The 21,139-nt window shown below is 68.5% G+C and carries 20 protein-coding genes and 5 pseudogenes; 15 read left to right on the forward strand and 10 right to left on the reverse strand.

Annotated elements, in window-relative coordinates; translation table 11 throughout:
• Positions 1 to 102, reverse strand: a pseudogene (locus AC0T5L_RS25725) (RNA-guided endonuclease TnpB family protein); the annotation flags it as partial.
• Between the two features lie 98 nt (positions 103 to 200).
• On the opposite strand from AC0T5L_RS25725, the gene AC0T5L_RS25730 reads away from it, so the two are divergent.
• On the forward strand, positions 201 to 521 hold the full coding sequence (locus AC0T5L_RS25730; RefSeq protein ID WP_476168074.1) for a hypothetical protein: 321 nt from the start codon (positions 201 to 203) through the stop codon (positions 519 to 521).
• 53 nt (positions 522 to 574) lie between these two features.
• Here AC0T5L_RS25730 and AC0T5L_RS25735 read toward each other — a convergent pair whose 3' ends face one another.
• Complete coding sequence (locus AC0T5L_RS25735; protein ID WP_476168101.1) at positions 575 to 1,567, reverse strand: LacI family DNA-binding transcriptional regulator; 993 nt, start codon at positions 1,565 to 1,567, stop codon at positions 575 to 577.
• Positions 1,568 to 1,772: 205 nt separating this feature from the next.
• On the opposite strand from AC0T5L_RS25735, the gene AC0T5L_RS25740 reads away from it, so the two are divergent.
• The 7 genes and pseudogenes from AC0T5L_RS25740 to AC0T5L_RS25770 all read left to right on the forward strand — a co-directional run bounded on the left by AC0T5L_RS25740 (position 1,773) and on the right by AC0T5L_RS25770 (position 7,431).
• Positions 1,773 to 3,056, forward strand: a complete 1,284-nt coding sequence (locus AC0T5L_RS25740; protein ID WP_476168075.1) for an ABC transporter substrate-binding protein — start codon at positions 1,773 to 1,775, stop codon at positions 3,054 to 3,056.
• Entirely contained in the window at positions 3,053 to 4,075 is a 1,023-nt protein-coding gene (locus AC0T5L_RS25745) for a carbohydrate ABC transporter permease (protein WP_476168076.1), read from the forward strand. The genes AC0T5L_RS25740 and AC0T5L_RS25745 overlap by 4 nt, the downstream gene beginning before the upstream one ends.
• On the forward strand, positions 4,072 to 4,971 hold the full coding sequence (locus AC0T5L_RS25750; protein ID WP_476168077.1) for a carbohydrate ABC transporter permease: 900 nt from the start codon (positions 4,072 to 4,074) through the stop codon (positions 4,969 to 4,971). The genes AC0T5L_RS25745 and AC0T5L_RS25750 overlap by 4 nt, the downstream gene beginning before the upstream one ends.
• 168 nt (positions 4,972 to 5,139) lie before the next feature.
• Positions 5,140 to 5,389, forward strand: a pseudogene (locus AC0T5L_RS25755) (GTP cyclohydrolase II); the annotation flags it as partial.
• Between the two features lie 196 nt (positions 5,390 to 5,585).
• On the forward strand, positions 5,586 to 6,203 hold the full coding sequence (locus AC0T5L_RS25760; protein ID WP_476168078.1) for a class I SAM-dependent methyltransferase: 618 nt from the start codon (positions 5,586 to 5,588) through the stop codon (positions 6,201 to 6,203).
• Positions 6,200 to 6,397 (forward strand): hypothetical protein, encoded by a 198-nt coding sequence (locus tag AC0T5L_RS25765; protein WP_476168079.1) that lies wholly within the window; start codon positions 6,200 to 6,202, stop codon positions 6,395 to 6,397. The genes AC0T5L_RS25760 and AC0T5L_RS25765 overlap by 4 nt, the downstream gene beginning before the upstream one ends.
• A complete protein-coding gene (locus tag AC0T5L_RS25770; RefSeq protein WP_476168080.1) occupies positions 6,394 to 7,431 on the forward strand; it encodes a lysylphosphatidylglycerol synthase transmembrane domain-containing protein in 1,038 nt (345 codons plus the stop codon). Before AC0T5L_RS25765 ends, AC0T5L_RS25770 begins: the two co-directional genes overlap by 4 nt.
• Positions 7,432 to 7,822: 391 nt before the next feature.
• On the opposite strand, the gene AC0T5L_RS25775 is transcribed toward AC0T5L_RS25770, so the two are convergent.
• The 5 genes and pseudogenes from AC0T5L_RS25775 to AC0T5L_RS25795 form a co-directional block, all read right to left on the reverse strand.
• Positions 7,823 to 8,305: a DinB family protein gene (locus AC0T5L_RS25775; RefSeq protein WP_476168081.1), complete on the reverse strand. Its 483-nt coding sequence runs from the start codon at positions 8,303 to 8,305 to the stop codon at positions 7,823 to 7,825.
• Between the two features lie 176 nt (positions 8,306 to 8,481).
• Positions 8,482 to 8,793 (reverse strand): annotated as a pseudogene (locus AC0T5L_RS25780) (biotin synthase BioB); the annotation flags it as partial.
• 405 nt (positions 8,794 to 9,198) lie between these two features.
• A complete protein-coding gene (locus AC0T5L_RS25785) occupies positions 9,199 to 9,861 on the reverse strand; it encodes a hypothetical protein (protein ID WP_476168104.1) in 663 nt (220 codons plus the stop codon).
• Positions 9,862 to 10,033: 172 nt separating this feature from the next.
• Positions 10,034 to 10,192, reverse strand: a pseudogene (locus tag AC0T5L_RS25790) (BTAD domain-containing putative transcriptional regulator); the annotation flags it as partial.
• A 124-nt stretch (positions 10,193 to 10,316) separates the two neighbouring features.
• Positions 10,317 to 12,140: a calcineurin-like phosphoesterase C-terminal domain-containing protein gene (locus AC0T5L_RS25795; RefSeq protein WP_476168102.1), complete on the reverse strand. Its 1,824-nt coding sequence runs from the start codon at positions 12,138 to 12,140 to the stop codon at positions 10,317 to 10,319.
• A gap of 1,716 nt (positions 12,141 to 13,856) precedes the next feature.
• Between AC0T5L_RS25795 and AC0T5L_RS25800 the strand changes: the two genes are divergently transcribed.
• A complete protein-coding gene (locus AC0T5L_RS25800) occupies positions 13,857 to 14,042 on the forward strand; it encodes a hypothetical protein (RefSeq protein ID WP_476168082.1) in 186 nt (61 codons plus the stop codon).
• A 244-nt stretch (positions 14,043 to 14,286) separates the two neighbouring features.
• On the opposite strand, the gene AC0T5L_RS25805 is transcribed toward AC0T5L_RS25800, so the two are convergent.
• Positions 14,287 to 14,484, reverse strand: a complete 198-nt coding sequence (locus tag AC0T5L_RS25805; protein WP_476168083.1) for a hypothetical protein — start codon at positions 14,482 to 14,484, stop codon at positions 14,287 to 14,289.
• A gap of 74 nt (positions 14,485 to 14,558) precedes the next feature.
• A complete protein-coding gene (locus tag AC0T5L_RS25810) occupies positions 14,559 to 14,993 on the reverse strand; it encodes a nuclear transport factor 2 family protein (protein WP_476168084.1) in 435 nt (144 codons plus the stop codon).
• Positions 14,994 to 15,089: 96 nt separating this feature from the next.
• Between AC0T5L_RS25810 and AC0T5L_RS25815 the strand changes: the two genes are divergently transcribed.
• Positions 15,090 to 15,632 (forward strand): MarR family winged helix-turn-helix transcriptional regulator, encoded by a 543-nt coding sequence (locus AC0T5L_RS25815; RefSeq protein ID WP_476168085.1) that lies wholly within the window; start codon positions 15,090 to 15,092, stop codon positions 15,630 to 15,632.
• A gap of 626 nt (positions 15,633 to 16,258) precedes the next feature.
• Positions 16,259 to 16,558, forward strand: a complete 300-nt coding sequence (locus AC0T5L_RS25820; RefSeq protein ID WP_476168086.1) for a hypothetical protein — start codon at positions 16,259 to 16,261, stop codon at positions 16,556 to 16,558.
• Between the two features lie 126 nt (positions 16,559 to 16,684).
• Here the strand turns inward: AC0T5L_RS25820 and AC0T5L_RS25825 are convergent.
• A pseudogene (locus tag AC0T5L_RS25825) lies at positions 16,685 to 17,543 on the reverse strand (IS5 family transposase); the annotation flags it as partial.
• A gap of 250 nt (positions 17,544 to 17,793) precedes the next feature.
• Between AC0T5L_RS25825 and AC0T5L_RS25830 the strand changes: the two are divergent.
• The 4 genes from AC0T5L_RS25830 (at position 17,794) to AC0T5L_RS25845 (ending at position 20,887) form a co-directional block, all read left to right on the forward strand.
• A protein-coding gene (locus AC0T5L_RS25830; RefSeq protein WP_476168087.1) for an IS5 family transposase occupies positions 17,794 to 18,671 on the forward strand; the annotation gives its coding sequence in 2 pieces (ribosomal slippage) (positions 17,794 to 18,175 and positions 18,175 to 18,671; 879 coding nt in all).
• 324 nt (positions 18,672 to 18,995) lie between these two features.
• Complete coding sequence (locus tag AC0T5L_RS25835; RefSeq protein ID WP_476168088.1) at positions 18,996 to 19,799, forward strand: hypothetical protein; 804 nt, start codon at positions 18,996 to 18,998, stop codon at positions 19,797 to 19,799.
• A 570-nt stretch (positions 19,800 to 20,369) separates the two neighbouring features.
• Positions 20,370 to 20,651 carry a transposase gene (locus AC0T5L_RS25840; protein WP_476168103.1) on the forward strand — a complete coding sequence of 94 codons (282 nt, stop codon included), beginning with the start codon at positions 20,370 to 20,372 and terminating at the stop codon, positions 20,649 to 20,651.
• Positions 20,597 to 20,887 (forward strand): transposase, encoded by a 291-nt coding sequence (locus AC0T5L_RS25845; protein ID WP_476168089.1) that lies wholly within the window; start codon positions 20,597 to 20,599, stop codon positions 20,885 to 20,887. Before AC0T5L_RS25840 ends, AC0T5L_RS25845 begins: the two co-directional genes overlap by 55 nt.
• The last annotated feature ends 252 nt before the right edge of the window (positions 20,888 to 21,139 follow it).

Genomic DNA, 21,139 nt, shown 5'->3' on the forward strand with positions numbered 1-21,139 from the left:
CTTCAGCCTCTTCCCGGCCCGGCGCAGGAACCTCGGGTTGGACACCTTGGTGCCGTCGGAGAGCACCGCGAAGTGGCCCAGGCCCAGATCGATCCCCACATCGTCCACGGAGTCTGGGAGACGCGTCGAAGTGGGGTGTCGAGGGCTTCTGCGAGACCGTCGCCCAGGAGATCGCGCCGTTCGGCCTCGGCCTGACCATCGTGGAGCCCGGTGCGACGGCGACCGGGTTCAGCGCGGCCCTGCAGAGCGCTCCGATCATGGAGGAGTACGACGCGGGCCCGGCGGGCGACACCCGACGGGCCCTCGCCGACGGGACGTTTCGGCTGGCCAACGATCCGGAACGGATCGTCCGCGCGATGGTCGAGCTGGTCGACCGGGGAGAGACGCCCCTGAGGCTGCCCCTCGGGGAGGACACCTACCACCACGTGCGGGCTTCCCTCGTCGCGCGCCTGGCCGAGCACGACGCGCACCGGGAGGTCGCCCTCTCCGTCGTCCCGGAGGAGCTGTTGACGGCGGACTGAGCAAGACCGATTCCCGGCCGACCCGTGGCCGGTGGCGCGGCCCGGGCCGGAGCTCAGGTGACGAGCGGCGGGGAGCTGCTGCCCCGCACCACCAGGTCGGTGGCCAGGTCCAGGCGCAGGTTGGCGGGGGTGGAGCCGCGCGCCAGGGTGAGCGCCATCCGGGTGGCCTCCTCGGCCATCTCGGTGAGCGGCTGGCGCACGGTGGTCAGCGGCGGGCCCATCCAGCGAGCTACCGGCAGGTCGTCGTAGCCGACCACGCTGAGGTCCTCGGGGATGCGTATCCCCAGCTCGCGGGCGGCCTCGTACAGTCCCATGGCCTGTAGGTCGTTGCCCGCGAAGATCGCCGTGGGCGGGTCGTCCAGTTGGAGCAGCTCCCGGCTCCGGTCGCGGCCGCTCTCGACATGGAAGTCGCCGTAGCGGATCAGGGCGGGGTCGGGCTTCAGGCCGGCGGAGTCCAGTGCCGAGGCGTAGCCGTCGATGCGGGCCTTGCTGCACAGTACGTGCCGGGGTCCGCCGATCACCCCGATGCGCCGGTGCCCGAGTTCGAGGAGGTGGCGGGTCGCGACCAGGCCCCCGTTCCAGTTGGCCGACCCCACCGAGGGCATGCTGGGTCCCGGGTCCCCCGCCGGGTCGACCACGACGAAGGGGATGCCGCGGGCGGTCAGGCGTGTGCGCTGCTCTGGAGCCAGGTCGGAGAAGACCAGGATCGCCGCGGTGGACTGGCGGGCGAGCACGGCGTCGACCCAGTCGTCACGTGGGGTCTGGGCGCCTCCGGACTCGGTCAGCACGACGCTGAGGCCCTCGCTGCGCGCCACGCTCTCCACTCCGCGGATGACCTCGACCGCCCAGGCGCTGTCGAGCTCGTGGAAGACCAGTTCGATCATGGACGACCGTCCGCTACCGGGCCCCCGGCGGCGCCGGTAGCCGTGGCGGCGGATCAGCTCCTCCACGCGTGCCCTGGTCTCGCTGGCCACGTCGGCCCGTCCGTTGAGCACCTTGGAGACCGTTGGCACCGAAACGCCAGCGGCTTCCGCAATTTTCGAGATGGTGACCGGCTCCGGGAGGCTCTTCCGCGCGGAGTCGGGGGTCGGGTCTGCACTCACGATGTCTGATCCTACGCGGTTGTGGCCATGCTGTGGATATTGAGGTGACCCACTTCTCACATGGGTATTGACGCTCCACGTCACGCCGCGTACATTCAGGCGCAAATATTTCGAAATACTCCCCGATAGTTTCGAAAGAGGAGTGGCCATGAGAACCCCCCGCCTGGGCTCCATCGCCGGAGCGACGGCGCTCTGTCTTCTCGCCGCCACCGCCTGTTCAGGCGGCGGTGGCGGTGGCGGCGACGACCGCATGCACGTGTGGATGTACCAGGACACATTGGTCGTGGTGCAGGAGGGAGCCGTCGAACGGTTCAACGCCTCCTCTGAGACCGAGGCCGTCATCGACGAGGTCCCCGGCGACAACTACAGGGAGCGCCTGCGCACCTCGATGGGCTCCAGTGAGCAGCCCGACGTGTTCTACAACTGGGGCGGAGGCAGCATCGAGCCCTACGTCGAACAGGACATGCTCCAGCCCCTGGACGACCTGTTGGCGGACAACCCCGAGTTCGCCGACTCCTTCGTCCCCTCCATCCTGGAGGCGGGCCAGGTGAACGGCGCCCAGTACGGCATCCCGCTGCGTGGCACCCAGCCAGTCGTCCTCTTCTACAACGAGGCGGTGTTCGAGGAGGCCGGCGCCGAGCCCCCCGAGACCTGGGAGGACATCCTGGGCCTGGTCGACACCTTCAACGAGGAGGGGGTCACCCCCTTCGCCCTGGCCGGGGCCGACCCCTGGACCGAGCAGATGTGGCTCCAGTACCTGGTGGACCGCATCGGCGGTCCGGAGGTGCTCGCCGACATCGTGGAGGGCGACTCCGAGGGCTGGCGCGACCCCGCCGTCCTGGAGGCCGCCCAGATGGTCCGGGAACTGGTGGACAACGGCGCGTTCGGCGACTCCTACGCCTCGGTGAGCTACACCGAGGGCGGGGCTTCCACCCTGCTGTCCGAGGGCCGGGCCGCCATGCACCTGATGGGTTCGTGGGAGTACCCCACCATCCTGGACCAGGACCCCGAGTTCACGAAGGAGAACCTGGGGTACGTGGAGTTCCCGCCGATCGAGGGCGGCGAGGGCGACCCCGACAACGTGGTCGGCAACCCGACCAACTACTTCTCCGTGAGCGCCGAGACCGAGCACATGGACGAGGCCATGCGGTTCCTGACGGAACAGATGTCGTCGGAGGAGTACGTGGCCGACATGGTGGAGAACGGAGAGGTGCCCGCCACCACCAACGCCGAGGAGGCCGTGGCCGACAGCCCCAGCCCGGACTTCGCCACCTTCACGTGGGAGGTGGTGCGCGACGCGCCGCACTTCCAGCTCTCCTGGGACCAGGCGCTGCCGCCGGACGTGGCCACTCCGATGGTCACCGAGATCGAGTCGCTGTTCAACGGCCAGAGCACGCCCGAGCAGTTCGTCGACGCACTGGCGGCCCTGTGACCGGCCGCTCCAGCAGCCAGGCGACCGGTGACACCGTGACCGGTAACCCGGAGGCCGCAGGCTCCGGGGCGGGAGACCGCCCGCTCCGGGGCCCCCGGCCCGGCGGCCCGCCCGGCGGCTCCGCCGCGCGGGCCGCCGCCCCCCGCACGGGGCGGCCGGGCCCGCTGTGGGCCGTTCCCGGGCTGCTGTACTTCGCCTTCTTCGCGGCCCTGCCGATGGTGCTGGTGGCCTACCTGTCCCTGACCAGTTGGGGAGGGCTGGGCTCGCCCCGCTTCATCGGCATGGAGAACTGGTCGCGCCTGGCCGCTGATCCCCTGATGCGCCAGGCCGTGTGGCTGAGCCTGATGCTGACCGCGCTCTCCTGGATCGTCCAGACCCCCATCAGCCTGCTGCTGGGGGTCTGGTCAGCCGGTCGGCAGCGCAGCCGCGCTGTGCTCTCGGCGATCTTCTTCCTGCCGCTGCTGCTCTCCTCGGCGGCGATCGCACTCATCTGGAAGGCCCTGCTGGACCCCAACTTCGGTCCGCTGGCCTGGCTGGGTCCGCGCCTGGGCCTGGGGGCGGTGGACGTGCTGGGCGGCCAGACGAGCGCGTTCCTGGTGATCGTGTTCGTCAGCGCGTGGCAGTTCATCCCGTTGCACATACTGCTCTACCAGGGCGGTGCCCGGCAGATCCCGCCGTCGCTGTACCAGGCCGCGCAGATCGACGGGGCGGGACGGCTGCTGGCGTTCTGGCACATCACGCTGCCACAGCTGCGGCACACCGTCACCACGTCGTCGGTGCTGATGGTGGTGGGTTCGTTGACCTACTTCGACACCGTACTCATCATGACCGGAGGCGGCCCCGGGGCCAGTACCACCATCGTCCCGTTCCTGATGTACCGGGCCGGTTTCGGGAGCTGGGAACTGGGATACGCCAGCGCCGTCGCGTTCACGCTGGTGCTGGTGGCGACAGTGGTCTCCCTGTTGATGATCCGCTTCACCGGCTTCGGCAACATGCGCAGCACCCGGGAGGGAATGTGAGCGTCCATACGGCCGAGAGGCCCTCCTCCCGACAGCGTCCCAGCGGTCGGCGCCCCGCCGCCCTCCGGGGACGGCCGGGCCGACAGCGCCCCAACGTCCTGGGCGGTCTGGGCGCGCTGGCGTGGCTGGCGGTCGTGGGGGTGCCGCTGTACGCGCTGCTCGTGGCCACGGTGCAGCGCTCGGAGAACTACGCCGTCGAGGGGCCGCTCACCCCGCCCTCCGACCCGACCCTGGGCAACTACGTCAAGGCGGTCGAGAACGGGGTACTGGGGTTCGTGCTCAACACCGCGATCGTCACCGTCGCGGTGGTGGCGATCGTGCTGGTGCTCGCCGCCATGACGGGGTTCGCCGTGGTGCGCTCACGCACTCGGTGGACCTCGGGGGTGTTCCGGATGTTCCTGATGGGGCTGGCGATCCCGTCCCAGGCGGTGATCATCCCGGTGTACCTGATCATCATCGAGCTGGGGCTGTACGACACCCTGACCGCCATCGTGCTGCCCACGGCGGCGTTCGCGCTGCCGGTGTGCGTGCTGATCCTGGTGGGGTCGATGCGCGACATCTCCGAGGATCTGTACGAGGCGATGGCCCTGGACGGCGCGGGTTCGGTGCGCACCTTCCTCCAGCTCGTGGTGCCGCTGTCGCGGTCCGGGCTGAGCACCATCGGCGTGTACGCCGCGCTCCAGGCCTGGAACGGGTTCCTGTTCCCGCTGATCCTCACCCAGTCCCAGGAGAGCCGGGTGATCACCATGGGCCTGTTCGAGTTCCAGGGCGAGTACCGCGTGGACGTGCCCGGGCTGCTGACCGCGGTGGTGCTGGCGACCGTGCCGCTGTTCCTGATGTACCTGTTCGCGCGCCGCTCCCTGGTGCAGGGGATGATGGGGGTCGGCGGCAAGTAACCGTCCCCGCGGCTCCCCCGGTCCCCTCCCGCCCGGTGACCGTGGCAGCTCACACCCCTCAGCGCCCGTCCTCCCCGCCCGGTGCCCACCCTCCTCAGGGTTTCGTTCCCCGGAGGGCAGGGCACCGGGCGTGTGTGGCCGCTGGCACGCGGTGGAACGAGGGAACGTATGAGCGAACAGGGCATGGATCCGGCTTCTGTTGCGGAGTCGGACCTGGCCACCCGGCGGGGAACGTTCCGCGTGGTGGCCTTCCGGGACCCCGTGGACGGCCAGGAGCACGTGGCCCTGGTGTTCGGCGGGGTCCTCGACGCCGAGGAGGTGCTGGTCCGCGCACACTCGGGGTGCCTGACCGGGGACGCCTTCGGGGGCGCTGCGCTGCGAGTGCGGCGACCAACTGGAGGCGGCCCTGGACGCGATCCCCGGGGAGAGCGCCCCGGCCTGCTCGCCGCGCCCGGGGACACCGCAGCGCTGGCCGGGGCGCTGCGCCGCTGGCTGACCGACGCGGACCTGCGCGGGCGCCTGCGGCGTTCCGCCCGCTTGCGGCGGGAGGGGTTGACAGGATGGGAGAGAGCGGCACGGGACATGGCCGCCGTCCTGGACCGGGAGGGGTCGCGTTGAGTACCACCGGGGTTCCGGCGTTCGCACCGCAGTGGCTGGCTCTGAGGGAGGACGCCGACTCCGTGGCGCGCGCCGCGGAGCCGCCCGCACTCCTGCACGGCCACGGGCGGGTGGTGGCCGACCTGGGGTGCGGGACGGGCGCGCTGGGGCGCTGGCTGGCGCCGCGTCTGCCCGGGCCGCAGCGCTGGGTGCTCCTCGACCGCGACCAGGCCCTGCTGGACCTGGCCCGGGATGCCCTGCCCGCCACCGAGGTGGTCACGCGGCGGCTCGACCTGGCCTCGCTGCGGGCCGCCGACCTGGACGGGGTCACGCTGGTTGTGGCTTCGGCGCTGCTGGACCTGTTCACCCGTGTGGAACTGGAAGCCCTCGCCGAAGCGGTCGCGGCGACGGGGTGCCCTGCCCTGTTCTCGCTGTCGGTGACGGGTCGGGTGGACCTCTCCCCCGCTGACCCGCTCGACCGGACCTTCTCCGCGGCCTTCAACGCCCACCAGCGGCGGGAGGGCCGTCTGGGCCCGGACGCCGCGGGGTATACCGCCGCGGCCTTCGAACACCTGGGATACGGGTACGAACCTATCCGAGCCCGTGGCGCCTTGGTCCCGCCGAAGCGGAGTTGACGCGGGCCTGGCTGCGCGGCCGGGTGGGCGCGGCCGTGGAGCAGGACCCGTCGCTGCCCGGCGCGGAGTACCTGGCGCGCCGCCTGAAGTCGTGTTCCCGGGGGGAGCTGAGGGCCGTGGTCCACCACACGGACCTGCTGGCCCTGCCTCGGGCGTCGGAGACCGCCGGGGCCGGGGAGGCCGGCCGACCATGACCGGCACGGGGAACGGAACCGTCCGGTACGGGGCCGAGGGCCCCGGCCGCCGACCGCATCGCCGGTGGTCGGTGTGGGCTCGTGCGCTGGCCGGGGCCGCCATCCTGGCCGCGGTCGTGTGGTGGTACCCCGTCGAGGCCTTCACCGACGCCCTGGAGGCGGTCGACGTCCGCGGGGCACTGGCGGCGCTGGGCATCGGTGCGGCGGCCACCGTGCTGTCCGCGGCCCGCTGGCTGACGGTGGCGCGCGGTGTGGGGCTGCGGCTGCCGCTGCGGCGCGCGGTCGCCGACTACTACCTGGCCGTGTTCCTCAACGCGGTGCTCCCCGCCGGGGTTCTCGGCGACGTGCACCGCGCGTTCAGTCACGGCCGCTACTCCGGTGACATGGGCCGCGGCGTGCGCGCCGTGGTGTTGGAGCGGATGGCCGGTCAGGCGGTTCTGGCGGCCACCGGCGCGGCACTGCTGTTCGCCCTGCCCACCGCCCTGCTCGGCCCCGGGCTGCGTGCCGTCGGGTTGACGGCCGGGGTGGTCGCGACGGTCACCCTGGTGTTCGCCGTCGGACTGCGCGTGGGTCGTGCGCGCCAGCCCCGGTGGTGGCGCGCCCTGTGCACGGCCAGGGCCGACGCCCGGGCCGGGTTGTTCGCGCGCGGGCCCCGGGTGGTGGTGCTGTCGGTCGCCGCACTGGCCGGGCACGTGTCGCTGTTCCTGGTCGCCTCCCACCTGGCGGGTGTCGCCGCGCCCGTGCTCCAGCTGGTGCCGCTGCTGGTCCTCGCGCTGCTGGCGATGAGCCTGCCCGTGAACGTCGGTGGCTGGGGGCCGCGCGAGGCGGCCACCGCCCTGGCGTTCGGCGCGGCGGGGCTGGGTTCCCAGGAAGGGCTGACGGTGTCGGTGCTCTATGGGCTCTTGGCCCTGGTCGCCGCCCTGCCCGGCGCGGCGGTACTGCTGGGGCGACTCCTCCAGCGCCGCCAGACAACCGGCGAATGCGTCGACGAGCGCGGCGAGCAGGGCGCGCCCCTTGGCGGCCGTGGCCAGTGAGGAACGGCCGAACACCTCCGAGGCGGTGTGACGGGCGCTTGACGGTCCCTGGCATCCCAGCGGGGATGCTGTCGGCCCTAGCACTTCCGGGACTCCGCAACGGCCGAGCAGTTCGAAGCCGCCTCACGGACACCACACGAAAGGGCTTCCCCTGACCCCCGTGAGAGTCCGGATGCTTGTCTTTATAGACAGCGGCCCGAGGATTGCCGTCGGATCGGCTCATGTGCCCCGGGCTCCGGTGAGTCTGTGAACCGGCCCGGCTTCAGCGGGCCAGCGACGCTCACACAGTCGATGGGACTGTCGCTGCACCGTTGGGGCGTGGCCGGCCCCGGTGCTCAGCCGGACGCGTCGGCTGGGCCGACTGCCGCTTCGCCGATGACCGGGCCCTGTCTCAAAGGCCGGTAGCACCGTCGATCTGCTCCCGGAGGATGTCGGCGTGGCCCGCGTGCCGGTCGGTCTCCTCGATCATGTGGCCGAGGATGTTCCGGAGCGAGTCCCGCTTGTCCTCGCCGGCGTTGGGTACCGCCGCACGTGTGGACAGTTCGGGACAGGCATCGACGATTTCGTTACTGCGCGCGCACGCCTGCCGGTATGCGGCCACCACCTGTTCGCCGGTGGCGTCCGACGGCACCTGCATTGACTTGTCGGGGAGTACTTGTTCGCCGAGGAAGACCTGCTGGAACCACTGTTCCTCGACCCCCGTCAAGTGTTGGATGATCCCGAGTATATTGGTTCCGGAGGAAACTCCCGGCCTGCGCGACTGCTCATCGCTCAGCCCTTCAGAGGTGCGCACGACCGCGTCGCGCATCTTTTCGAGGTAGCTGAAGAGCACATAGCGCTCGGTGTACTTTAAGTGGTAGCTGGAATCGTCCATCCCCACATGCTACGACTGATCGTACGCGAAAGGGGAGGATGGCGGGGCGGGAAATATCGCGGGTTATAGCAACTCGTCGGTGCCGAGTCGGCAGGCGGTGACGACAGCTGGGAGTCCGAACACCCGACCCGGATCCGGTAAAGGGTTCCGAGCACGCGTTCGTCGAGAATGGCGCCATGCAGCGCCAGCGGCTGTAGGGAGCGCAGATGGATCTCGCGGCCGCCCGCCAGACGGACCTCCACGTCGGGGAACACGAACCGGGTCGCGGCCAGGATGCGCAGGCACCGCTGCGGGGTCAGCTCCCAGGTGCCCTCCAGCGGGGTGCCCTCGAAGGGCATGAGGAAGTTGACCGGCACCGAGTCCGGCGCCAGCTCGTGCAGCGCGAACAGGGCGTCGACCAGGTCGTCGTCGCTCTCACCCAACCCCGCGATCAGCCCCGAGCAGGGGGAGAGACCTGTGTGCTTGGCCCTGGCCACGGTCTCCACCCTGCTTGTGCCACAAGCACGGCGTTGTCCAGGCCGGTGGCGACGTTGAACCCGACCACACTGCCTCCTCCGGGGCAATTGCCGAGCCACAGGGGAAGGCGATGTAGACCCAGCCGTTCGCTGCCGCATGGGCGGGCGCGGAAGCGATGGTGGTGGCACTGAAGCAGGACAGAGCGACGGCGACAGCGGCGAAAGTCCGCCTCATGCGAGTCGTCATTTTCTCTCCCAATCCTCCCCGCCGACTGCGGGAGCCCAGAATGACAATACACGCAGTGGATTAGCCTGTAATGTGTTTTTGGGATAGAAATGAAGAAATTGCTGCACACTGGTCTCAGGGCCACCCTGAATGCGTATCCGGCCCTCTTGTGTCGGCCTGTAGCGAACAGCCATGGCGCCTCATCGCTTTCCTTAGCGGTTGATACGATCCCCTCCCCCCACCCGAAACGCCAGCGGGTTGAGCACCCCGACCGCGCCCCGGTGCCCGGTCGGCGTGGACACCTTCACTGGTCCGCCTTTCAGGTCCAGCTCGGCGGCCATGTACTGGGTGGTGTCCATGCCGTCGTCCTGGTGCTTGACCGGGTCCTCCTTGTCCTTGTTCTCCCAGATGTAGGCCGGGATCTCGTCGCAGTGCACGTCGGCGCCCCGGCCTCGACCTGGTCCGACCGGGGCGTCCTTCATGAAGAAGGTTCGCGGCCGACTCCGTCGCCCTGCCGATGGGACCGGGGGACCGAGGTGGAGCCAGGTCTCTGGGTGCACCTCGGTCTCGGGCATGCCCGCGGAGCCTTCCGAGTCCTCGCGAGCCTTCCGCGATCCCCTCCCCTGCGGTGGGCGTCCACGGTCAACACACAGCCTGACGCTGACCTGACGAGCTGGAGCGATCAGCGGACCGATGGCGACGCCGTTCTCGGCCAGGGCCGAAAGGACCGTGGTGGTGCGGACCGGCCAGATGGCCTCCAGGGCGGGTGCCGTCGCCCCGCCGGGAAAGATCGCCGACCGCCCGGCCAGTACCCGCTCCTGGTCGTGAGCCGGGTGCCTGGTCACCGCCTCGATGGTCAGCCGGGTCTTTCCCATGCCGCCCGGTCCAACGATCGTCGCCAGTTGGGCGGCCGGGAACTGCCCGGCGAGCAGTCCCGGCTCCGCGTCCCGTCCGACGAAGCTGGTCCGCTGCCCGGGTAGCCCCCGGGCACGCGGGTTTCGAACGTGTCACCAGCGGGTCGAGTTCACCGCGCAGCATGGCGAGGTGGGCCCGCCGCAGTGCGGCCCCGCGAGCGAGACCGAACCGCTCTGCGAACGCGCCGCGAACCCTCTCGTACGCGGCGAGCGCCTCCGACTGCTGCCCCGCTTCATGAAACGCACGGATCCGCAGCGGGGCCAGCCGTTCACACAGCGGGTGCGTCCTCACCGGCTCCTCCAGGCCCGGTCAGCACCTCGCCGTGGCCTCCCAGACGCAGCGCCGCCTCGAAGCGGTCCTCAGATGGAGGGCCGTCACCCGTGCAGGTGGCGGCCCTCCGAACGGAGGAGTCCGATTACCGGCGCCCCACGATCTCGAACTCGAGGACGTCGGTGAACTCGCGGCCGTAGGAGTCGGTCGCGGTCACCTCGGCGGTGTGCTGACCGGTGCGGAGGTTTCTGGGCAGGTCGAACCGCCACAGGTGCATCGTCCGGTCGGCGATGCTGCCGCCGTGCACCAGCTGCTGCGAGACCGCGTACGGGTCGGAGTACTCAGCGCCGACGTTGACGCCCTCACCCTCCATCCGCTGGGTACGCGCGGCCTCCCGGCCCGGCCCGCCGTCGATGCTGACCTCGACCGTCGAGCCGGTGGAGCCGAAGAAGAAGTTGGCCGTCAGCCAGCTGCCGTAGGCCAGGTCGGCGCGGTCGACCACCAGGGGCTCGTCCAGTTCAGGGGCCTCACCGACGGGGTTGTCGTTCCACTCCTGACGCTCTTCGAACCACTCGCGGTAGGTCGGGCTGTTGATGCCCAACTGCGTCTGCACGCCGTCGGACTCACCGGTGACGGTATAGCGCTCCCGGAACTCGTTGCCCTCGATGTCCAGCGTCACCAGGCCAGGACGGCCCCCGTCGCGGCCGATCGCCGCCGGGTAGCCCTCCTCGCCGACCGCACCGGAGTACCAGTCACCCGAGATCGCGCCCGCGGTGATGTGCGGGAACGGCAGGCCCTCGACACCGAAGATCTCGCGCCAGCCTTCGACGTCGTCGCCGGTCTTGAGGTTCTCGATGCTGTGGCTGTGGCCGGACACCGCCACGGCTCTGCGGCCCTCCAGTAGCTCGTGCACGCTGTTGACCTGGTCGACCTGGTGCACCGGGGATCCCTCGTCAGCGTAGTTGAGCAGGCTGATGTGGCCGGCGACGACGATGAGCTTGTCACGGTCGACGTTGTCCAGGTCGTGCTGGAGCCACGTGAGCTGGTCGTCGTCGATTCGGCCGTTGTACGCCGGGTTGCCCTCCGGGTCGGCGCAGTGCTCCTCGATGCCTTCGGGGCTGTCGTCGGCCGCGGTACACGGGTAGTCGACGGTGTTCAGCGCGATGACGTGCACGTTACCGACGTCGAAGGAGTAGTACTCCGGCGCCAGCTGCGCGCGGAAGGTGTCGAAGGAGTGCTCGGCGCTCGGAGCGTCGAAGTCGAGGTCGTGGTTGCCCGGCAGAAAGCGAACCGGGCCGTTGGTCTCGCTGACCAGCTCCTTGATGTCGGGGTAGAGCGACAGGTCGTCGCCAACGACGTCCCCGACGAACAGTGTGCCGCAGCCGGCGTAGTCGTCGCGGTTGGACAGGTCCTTGATGGCACCGGCGCGCGCGTACTCGACCTCTTGCTTGTCGTAGGTCTGCAGGTCTCCGGCGATGACGCAGCTCTGCGCGGCGGCGGAGGTCTCCTCGCTCTCAATGATCGGGAAGTTGACCGCGGACGGCAGCGGACCGGTCGGCTCCATGCCTCCGTAGCGCAGGTCCGGGGACCCCTCGGGCAGATGGTTGTAGTGGAACTGCGGAATGTTGTACTCGTCCAGTGGCACCTGGTAGCCCGAGGGCTGCGTGATCGACACCGTCATGTTGTCGAACGCGGGCAGCTGATAACGGCCCTCACTGTCGGTCCGCACCACGTCGCGGCCGTTGGTGACCATGACGCCGGACAGACCGGCCTCGTCGCCATCGCTGACGCTGTTCTGGTTGGCGTCGACGAACACCTGGCCGGTCAGCGCCGAATCGTCGGCGGCGCCGGTCGGTGTGCGGACGACTTCGACCTCGCCGCGGTAGGCGGTGTCATCCCAGCTTTCCGACGGCGATGCCGCGGCCGAGGTGGGGACCATGGTCAGGGAACCTGCGATGACGGCGGCCATCGAGGCCGTCAGCGCGGTACGAAAGCAGCGGTGCACCCGTAGGGCATGCAGCGTTTGCGCATGTCGTGGATGTGTCTTTGGCATGCGGTTGCCTCCGATATGCGGGGGAGGGGAGCAGAACCGGCCAGGGAGACCGGCGGAAAGCAACCTTTCTCGACACGGCTGAACAAGAACCCAGTTGCCGACCAACGGCCAACCACCATCCGGTGACGACTGGCGCGGCACACTGAGTTTTCTCAGCGAGTTCTATCTCCATGCGTTGTTAAGCGCCGGATCCGTCTGGGTGATCGCTCCGATCCGATCTGGACCCGGGTCTGCTTTCGGGATGATCGTGAGGTCCGCCCGTCTTACCGACTCGCTTATCGCTGAGAAAAACTCACTGCCGGATCCAGGTCTTCGCTTCCGACCGTATACGCATGTCAGCCCAGGAAGCGGAGCGCAACTCCGCCCGCGCCGAGAAACCTTACGAGGTGCCATCGGACTCCACCAGCCACCGATATGTGCCCCGCTCATACTCCGCAGTTCCGCACTGACACGGCACACGACAGCATCGCGTGGCACCGAACGGCATAACCGATCGGACGGAGCGGCATAAAACGGTACGAAATGACATGTGGCGACAGCGAACCAGCTAACTTCTCATCCGACGTCCGCAGCTTCGAGTTCTGCCGGGGCGCCACAAAACCCCAGTTCATACGGGTGCGCGAATCGAACAGGCGAGGCATCGAGCCTCGCTCGGCCCGTGGAACGCTTCGTGTATGCTCCCCAGCGCGAGGCCCAGTACAGGTGGACGAGCACCCTACGGAACGCTGTGCCGTCCCATAACCCCGTGGCTCCGCGAGTGGCACGGCCCTCCATACTGCCACCACCACCCTGCACTCGCCGTAAATCCCATCCAAGGGAGCACAAGACTCGCTGTCCCGCATCATCCGCGCGAGTCGCGCCCGTACGCACGCTTTCCTGGTAGGCGCGCACTGCCTGTTGGTCGATGCCGGTTACCTTCCGCCGCCCATGGGCGTCATTCACCGCCAAAGCGGCGTTGATCTCCACCCACAACAGCAGCCAAGCCAGCCAGGGGGCTTTGACGCCCACGCGAGCGGTATGCGGAATCACCATGGACGCGGCGTACACCAGGCCGTCGACGGCCAGGGGAAGCACCACCGCCGTGATCCCTTTCTCTTGCAGGTGGATCGGCGGCGGCCCCGCCGCCTTCGCGATCCGGGTGAACCACCGCGTCACCGGCCCCGGATGCCCTCCCCCTCCCCGACCCATCGGCCTGGATGAACACCAACCCCGTGTCGTCTCACCCACGTCATCGCGGGCGACGACTGGATCAACGATGCCCGGGGCCTGGGCTTGGACGGTCCTTTCGGTGTGCCGTCCGCACGAAGATAAGTTCCTCGCAGACCCCGAGAATCCCGGCACGACCTCGGGCAACCGTCTCGCCCCCGACGAGGAGACAGGCCGTTCCGGCTATTTCGAGGACGATCAGACCTCCGACTGCCTCGGCGGCCTCGTGGCGGGACAGTAGGACATGACCGACCGACCCGAGGTGCGGCGCCCCTCGCTGCTGGCGCGCGAGTGGTTGCCACAAGAAGGCATGGACGCGCCAGTCTCCCCCCTGGCAGGGCCTTTCTGGGAAGCCGTCTCCTGCTGTTCTGCGTACTCGCGGCGTGGATCTGCGTCCCGTTCTACCTGAGCATGGGCTCCTACTACATGGAGAATACGAACCTCGTCACGAGGTCCCTCGACCTGTCCGCCGCGGCGGTGTTGCTGTCATTGTGCAAGGGGGTGGTTGCCCGGATCACGTCACTGGTCTGCGCGGCCTTGTCTCTGTGGCCACTGACCGTGGTGTCTGTGCTCAACAGCGTCCTGCTCTGGCGCTCGGACGAAGGACTGTAGAGCATCGCACGAGGGTCCCGCGAGATGCCATCGAACGCAATCAACGACCCGTGTGTGCTCCGTTTGTGCTCCCCAGCGCAAGGTCCAGTACAGCTAGGGACGCACTTCCCGGAGCATTTTGCCGGTCCGTGCCCCTGGTGGGTCCGCACCGGGGACACCCCGCCAGGGCGCGAACGCGGCCCTGTAACGCCGCGCCCGTCCCAACCCCGCCCCGCGCCCCTGCCCGGGGAGCCGCCCAGGCGTGTTAGCGGCCCGCACACCCCACCGTAGGCGCATCGTAGCGCGCGGCCACGGACTGGAAGTCCTTGAGTCGGTTGACGCCGACTCTGTCTGCGCTCTGGTGGGCGCGCGCCGTGGTCGAGTCGACGCTGACGTCCCAGGTCAGGCGCAGCCGTTCCCACTGCTTGTCGGTCAGACCGCCACGTCCTGCTCCACCCGGCAAGGAAGCCTCCCGTTGGCGAATCTTGTTGCAGCACAACAGATTCAACGGGAGGCCTCCTCATTCTTGAGCGCGGCCTAGAGGGCCCGGTCGAGGGCTTCGGTCAGTGCGACCGGGGTGATTTCGAGGCGGTCGAAGCGCCAGCCGTCCTCGGTGCGGCGCCCCCCGTAGCGGTGGATCCCGGCCGCGACGGCCTCCGTCTTGTCATCGATGACGAAGACGGCGATGTCGTGGGCCCGCACCGTGGCGGTCTCGCCGTCGACCTCGATGACAAGGTTGGATTTGCTGTGCAGGGTGCGAACGTACTCGTCGTGGCGCGAGCGCACGAGTTCGATGAGCGCCTCGATGCCGCGGGCCTCCCCGCGGAGGGACTTGACGACGACGTCCTCGGTGAAGAGCCGGTCGGTCTCGTCGTAGCGGCCCTCATCGATCCACAGGCTGTGGCGGGCGACCAGGTCGGCCAGTTCGGCGCGGTCAGAGAGTTCGCGGATCAGGGTTTCGGTGCTGGTCATGACAGCCACCTTCAATTAGTTAGGTTCACTAACGTTTTTCTCGCTAATGAACATATATCGTTAGTTCCACTAACGCAAGCGGGGTAGGCTATCCGCATGGAGACCAGGGACGAACTGCGATTCGACCACGGCGACGAGACCTCTGAACGGCTCAAGGGCCAGCTCTCGCGCCTCGTCGGGATGACGGCCGTCCAGATGCGGCGCGTCGCGGGCGACGCGCTCAGCGCGGTGGGCGCCCACAAGGACCATTTCGTGGTGCTCGCCGCCCTCGCCGAGTTCGGCCCCGCGAGCCAGGCGACCCTCTCCAGCCACACCCGGATCTATAAGAGCGACCTCGTTTCAATCCTCAACGACCTCGCGGACGGCGGCTGGGTCCGCCGCGCCCCCGACCCGACTGACAAGCGCCGCAACGTCATCACCATCACCGACGACGGCGAGCACCGCCTCGCCGAGCTCGACCGCGTCCTCGACGGCGTCAACGAGCACATCATGACCCCGCTCGACCACGGCGAGCGCGCGCAGCTGTTCGCCCTGCTCGGCCGCATCAACTCCCACCTCGCCAGCGCACCAGACCGCACCTGGTCACCGCAGCCGGAGCAGGCAGCCAGCGACGCAGGTGCCGCCACTGACCGCCGGTGAGCACAGCAGGAGCCGGCATGCCCGTCACCAGAAGCCCTCAGTATGACGTCCTCTCCCGCATCGACCTTCCCGGCCACGCTGGCGTGCCACAGCCCCGGGGCGTAGACGTTGTCGGGGGCACGTCGCACCATCAACACCCTGCCGCCGTCGAGGAGGAGTACGTGCGCGCCCAACGACGGCATGGGCGGGCCACCCTGGTTCTCGAACCTCTGCTGGGGCATATGCCCATCCTGACGCGGCCATGGCAGCACTGGGTGCCGTTCACGGAAGATCCGTGCGGCGCCACGCCCGTACGGCGGTCCCGGGAAACGGCATCACCGCTGAGCACCTCAAGACCCTGGTGAGGGTCTCCATCCTGACCGCGTGGAACAAGGTCGACGCCGACGGCCCTTCACAGTCGGACTCACCTGGTTCTCAGGTGACACCACCCTCGGCGTCTGCGACCCGGACGCGGTCTTCCACGGCGGCCGGTTCCATGGGAACCGCTGCATCGAGTCCGTCAAGGCCCACACCGCCCTGGGAGGTCGCCTACGTGGCGGTGTGGCCAAGGGGAGGTGTCCTTCCTGGGGTGGCGGCAACCAGGGGGAGCGTCCAACATGGAAACCCCCTGCGTTGAGGAGAGATCCATGTCCCCTGTCCAGATCATCCGCACGGTGGCCGCCGCTCTGATCGCCGGCGGCGGGGCCCTCGGGTTGGTCCCCGGCGGGTCGTGCGGGGCTGGCTGGTGGGCCCCGTCCAGCGGTGACGAATCCTACGGGTGGTTTGCCTTGGGGGAGGCGCCGCCCAACATGGTGTCCGGTGCGTGCGGGACGGCCATGGCGCCGGTGGGGTCGTGGGCGATCGCGCTGATCGTGGTCGGGGCGACCCTGTTGGCGGGGGTGTGGTTCAACACCTCGTACCGGCCGCGGAACGAGCCGAAGGAGTAGGTGTCCCGCTTGTCTCGGCGCTTCCGCCCCCAGCAGCCGAGGGCGGAGGGTGCGAGCGGGGAGGACTACCTGAGCGAGACGGTCGCCTTCCCACATCCGGCCGCCCAACTGGGGCGCGGACGTTACGCGCAGCCACGCTGGGACCCGTCGGGGCCGGATCGGGGCCACCTGCACGGTCCCGTCGAAGATCGCGGCCCGCTTGTCATAGCGGGTCGCGACCGCCCGGTTCTGCTGGAGCAGGTTGATCACCCGCTCCACCGTGTTCCGGACCCGATAGGCCGCCCGGACGAAAGCCGAGGGCTTACCGCCCGCCGAACCCTTACGCCTGCGGTGTTCACGCTGGTCCCGGGGTTGGTCGATGGTCGCCTTGACCTTGCGTCGGCGCAGATGGGCCCGGTTGGCCACCGAGGAATAGGCCCTATCGCCCAAGACCCGATCCGGGCGGGTGTACGCGGCCGACCCACGGTGCGCGGCAACCGCAGGCCGGCCATCAAGGACTCGAACATGGGAGCGTCCCCACGTTGACCAGGACTGGTCGCCACCAACAGCGGACACCGATACTGGTCGGCGATCAGATGGATCTTGGTGGTCAGCCCACCTCGGAAACGTCCGAGTGCTTCACGCCCGTCCGGTTCGTCCCGGACGGTGTCCCCTTTCTCACCGCTCCGGCGGCGTACTGCTGGACACGCACGCTGGTGGAGTCGCTGATCACGATGAGTTCCTGGCCGCTGTTGGCGTCGATACGCAGCCGACCGGCGATGCGTTGCCAGGTGCCGTCCAAGGACCAGCGGCGGTGGCGTCCCGCGGCGGCCTCCCAGGGCCCATAGAGTTCGGGCAGGTCCCGCCAGGGGGTCCCGGTGCGGGCGCGGAACAGGATCGCGTTGACGACCTTGCGGTGGTCGGCCCACTTCTTGCCCTTGGGCGCATCGGTGGGCTCATGACGTCCGGGCACGTTCACCAAGCCTGCCAGGGCAGGTCCTGCCACACCTTCACTACCAAAGAACAGTGCCTGGTCTCGGCGGAATGGCCGCAGTGGTCGCGGGAGCGGTCGGTTTGGCCGACGGTACGGGCGCGACCTCCCCCGGACGCGTCCTGCTAGGGCCTGTTTGGTAACTGGTGTGATCAGGGACAAAACACCGATCCGGTAACACCAGGCGTGCCGCCCCCACACATAAGCGAAGCCTTCGGTAGACGAGTCAACGACCAAGAAGACCGAGCCCACCGAAGGCTTCGCTGTGACTCTACCCAAACCCGGGCGCGGTGACCTCACCGACGCCCAATGGGCGCTCCTGGAACCCCACCTGCCCACTGCGACCACGGGACGCCCGCCCACCCGGTCCAAACGCCAACTGATCAACGGCATCCGCTGGCGGACCCGGGTCGGCGCCCCCTGGCGAGAGGTGCCCGAACGCTACGGCCCCTGGCAGAGCGTCTACGACCTCTTCCGCCGCTGGAGTCGTAACGGCATCTGGGCGCGAATCCTGGCCTCGTTGCAGTCGGTCGCTGACGCGGCGGGCCTGATCACCTGGCAGGTCAACGTCGACTCCACCATCGTGCGCGCCCACCAGCACGCCGCCGGAGCCCCAGCGCCGCAAAAGGGGAAGGTCCAGGTCACGAAAGGGTCAAGCCCGACGATCACGCTTTGGGCCGCTCACGCGGTGGGTGGACCACGAAGATTCATCTGGCCTGTGATCAGGGTCAAAAACCCCTGTCGGTGGTGATCACGGCCGGTCAGCGAGGAGACGCACCGCAGTTCGAGCCGGTGATGGAGCGTATCCGGGTGGCCGCACATCGGCGGGGTGGGCCTGCGCGCACCCGTCCGGTGCGGGTGCGTGCCGATAAGGCCTACAGCTCGAAGAGGATCCGTTCCTACCTGCGCAGACGCAAGATCAGAGCGACGATTCCCGAACCCGCCGACCGAGTGCGTAACCGTAAGCGCAAAGGGGGGCGGGGCGGGCGCCCGCCGGCCTTCGACAAGGTCGATTATCGGGCTCGGCACGCGGTGGAGTGCGGGATCAACCGGCTCAAACGCAATCGGGCGGTGGCCACGCGCTATGACAAGCTCGCGCTTCGCTACGAGGCCACCGTCCAGATCGCTGCCATCAACGAATGACTCTGACTTAGAGAACAGGCCCTAGCAGACCGTGTGGGCCCGGCCAGCGACTCACGAAGAGACAAGCCTTGAGGATATGGCTATGCGCGGTGCTGCATGTATATTATGAATTTGATAGTTGCGCCGAATGCCCCGGCAAACCCCCTCAGAGAACACCGGTCAAAAGGAGCCGCGCCCCACACCTGTGGGCGAACACAACACATGAAACTAGCGAAGAATCCCTCACCCCCCGCCGTTCTCGGAGTTGTCGCGAGTCTGGCACTCGCAGGCTGTGCTGGAGGCAATACCCCGGACGCTCCCGACAGCGGAGACACGTCAGGCACCGTGTTCGAGTTCCAGACCAACGGCGTCGGGCCCGCGAATGAGATGATCATCCGCGCCCCCGACGATCTGCGCGAGGCGATGGGCGCCGAGGCGGAGAACCTCGTCGTCGACGAGATCGTGACCACTGCCCGCGAGATCGATGGCGTCGAACACTGCGCCGTGGACCTCGCCATCACTTACGGCACCGGCGGGGCAGACTCCCTCATCGAGGCGGGCTCTGCCGAAAACAAGAGGGCCGACGCAGAGGAGTCCATCCTCGCTGTGAATGATGCCTCGTCGATGGACGAGGTCGTCTCGGATGTCGACGAGATCATCACGCACCGCGTCGAACAGGGCTACAGCGCAATAGACATCAGGACAACCCTCGAGATGCAAGGACTGTTGCCCTCCGATGTCGCGCATACATACCAGGAGGGCGACACCGGGCAGACACTTATCGACCGCTACCTCGACGACTTCGACGAGCACGAGAAGCCGGAGATCGACCGCCTGATCCAGGCACTCGACCTTCCGAGCCCTGGCGGCGTTGCTCACCCCGTGTCGGACTTCGACGAGTCCGCACCGGAGTCCGGCTCCTACGTCAGCGACGATTTCTCAACGATCACCGTCGTCCGCGGCTGCGCCGCATCGGCAGCCGACCCGGACAACGCCGTCGAGATGACGCTGCCGATCCTCGACGAGGAGGGCGACGTCAACGACTTCGCCCAGCTTCAACTCTCCGTGATGACCGACGGCACGATCGGCGTCACGGGCACGGTTGAGGGCTATGTGCGGGATGCCCACGACTCGTGGATCACCGACTGATGCGCACAGCACCGCATCACGGCACTCCGGGAGGCTCCGGCACTCTCGGAGTGCCATCGTCTCCGTGAGAGAAGGCAAGGAAGAGCTATGGGCCGCAGCCCCTCACCGCGCGAAGGTTGCCATCGGCTCAGTCGCTGAATCCGGCGCCGTGATCGGTGTCCTGGTTAATGGTCGTCACCGAACTGGAGCCGACGCACTGATGAACGGGCATCCTGCGCCCCACCGACCGACCATCATCCAGCTGAACCGCGCTGATCTTGCGCGCAGCGCCGGTTTCAGTGCCTTGGGGCCAAGTGGTGCTGGTAGCAAGATCTACTGGCGATCATGGCGGGTGCCGGGCCGGTCACCAGCGTCGACCTCGGCACGGGCGACCCAGTTGCGCAGAGTCTCCCGGTTGATGCCCCGCTAGTAGTACTTTGTTAAGTTCCTGATTTCTGGTCCCGGTTCCGCCATGATGGGTGGGTGGACCTGGCAGCTGTAGAAGAACTCCGCGAGGACCTCGACGCGTTCTACACCGAGGTCCTCGCATCCATCCCCCGTAAGGACTCCCGGTCATAGGGCAATCGCTACCTGCGCGGACTCATGCTGGACGGACGACGTAAGTCCATCCAACCCATGGCCGAACGCCTGCCTGACGGCGATATGCAAGCCCTCCAGCAGTTCGTCACCTCTTCCCCTTGGGACCACACCCCCGTACGGCGCCGGATCGCCACCCAACTCACCCAGGCCCTCAGTCCCCATGCGTGGGTGATCGACGACACCTCCTTCCCAAGGCCGGACACCACTCAGCAGGGGCGGTGCGCCAGTGGTGCGGTGCTTCGGGCAAGAAGTCGCTGTGCCAGGTGGGGGTGAGCCTGCACGCAGTCACCGATGCGGCCTCGGTCCCCCTGGACTGGCGGTTGTTCCCGCCCGCCGAATGGGCCGATCCGGCCGACCTCCGCCGGGCTAGACGGTATGTAGGGAGCACACGCGGAGCACGTCAGGCCCTGATACAGGCCCGGCGCCTCGCCTGTTCGACTCGCTCCCTCCGTCTGACCTGGAGTCTTGTGGCGCATCCGGCAGGATTCGAACCTGCGGCCATCGGATGAGGAGGTCTGCGTGTCCCATCAGCCCTCCTGCGGTACGGCGTTGACGCAGTACGCGTGCGCGTTCACGTCCGGCTCGTGTTCGAGGAGGTGGTCGATGGTGTTCCAGGACAGCACCTGACGGGGATCGTGGGTACCTGCCCGCTTACGAGGCCGCGCGCCGGATCATCGCCACCCGGCTGGCGGTGCTGCCGGACGGCAGCTACCTGTCGCTGGCCGACGGGACCGCCACCGACGGGTCGTCCGTGGAGGCAC

The sequence above is a fragment of the Nocardiopsis sp. TRM 82005 genome (assembly GCF_056312425.1).

What these genes read in the sequence shown, in the direction of transcription:
- AC0T5L_RS25740 (WP_476168075.1), top strand. Translation starts at nt 1,773, where the DNA reads ATGAGAACCCCCCGCCTGGGCTCCATCGCCGGAGCGACGGCGCTCTGT.
- AC0T5L_RS25770 (WP_476168080.1), top strand. Translation starts at nt 6,394, where the DNA reads ATGACCGGCACGGGGAACGGAACCGTCCGGTACGGGGCCGAGGGCCCC.
- AC0T5L_RS25775 (WP_476168081.1), bottom strand. Translation starts at nt 8,305, where the DNA reads ATGGACGATTCCAGCTACCACTTAAAGTACACCGAGCGCTATGTGCTC.
- AC0T5L_RS25785 (WP_476168104.1), bottom strand. Translation starts at nt 9,861, where the DNA reads ATGGGAAAGACCCGGCTGACCATCGAGGCGGTGACCAGGCACCCGGCT.
- AC0T5L_RS25795 (WP_476168102.1), bottom strand. Translation starts at nt 12,140, where the DNA reads ATGGCCGCCGTCATCGCAGGTTCCCTGACCATGGTCCCCACCTCGGCC.
- AC0T5L_RS25800 (WP_476168082.1), top strand. Translation starts at nt 13,857, where the DNA reads ATGGAGAATACGAACCTCGTCACGAGGTCCCTCGACCTGTCCGCCGCG.
- AC0T5L_RS25810 (WP_476168084.1), bottom strand. Translation starts at nt 14,993, where the DNA reads ATGACCAGCACCGAAACCCTGATCCGCGAACTCTCTGACCGCGCCGAA.
- AC0T5L_RS25815 (WP_476168085.1), top strand. Translation starts at nt 15,090, where the DNA reads ATGGAGACCAGGGACGAACTGCGATTCGACCACGGCGACGAGACCTCT.
- AC0T5L_RS25820 (WP_476168086.1), top strand. Translation starts at nt 16,259, where the DNA reads ATGTCCCCTGTCCAGATCATCCGCACGGTGGCCGCCGCTCTGATCGCC.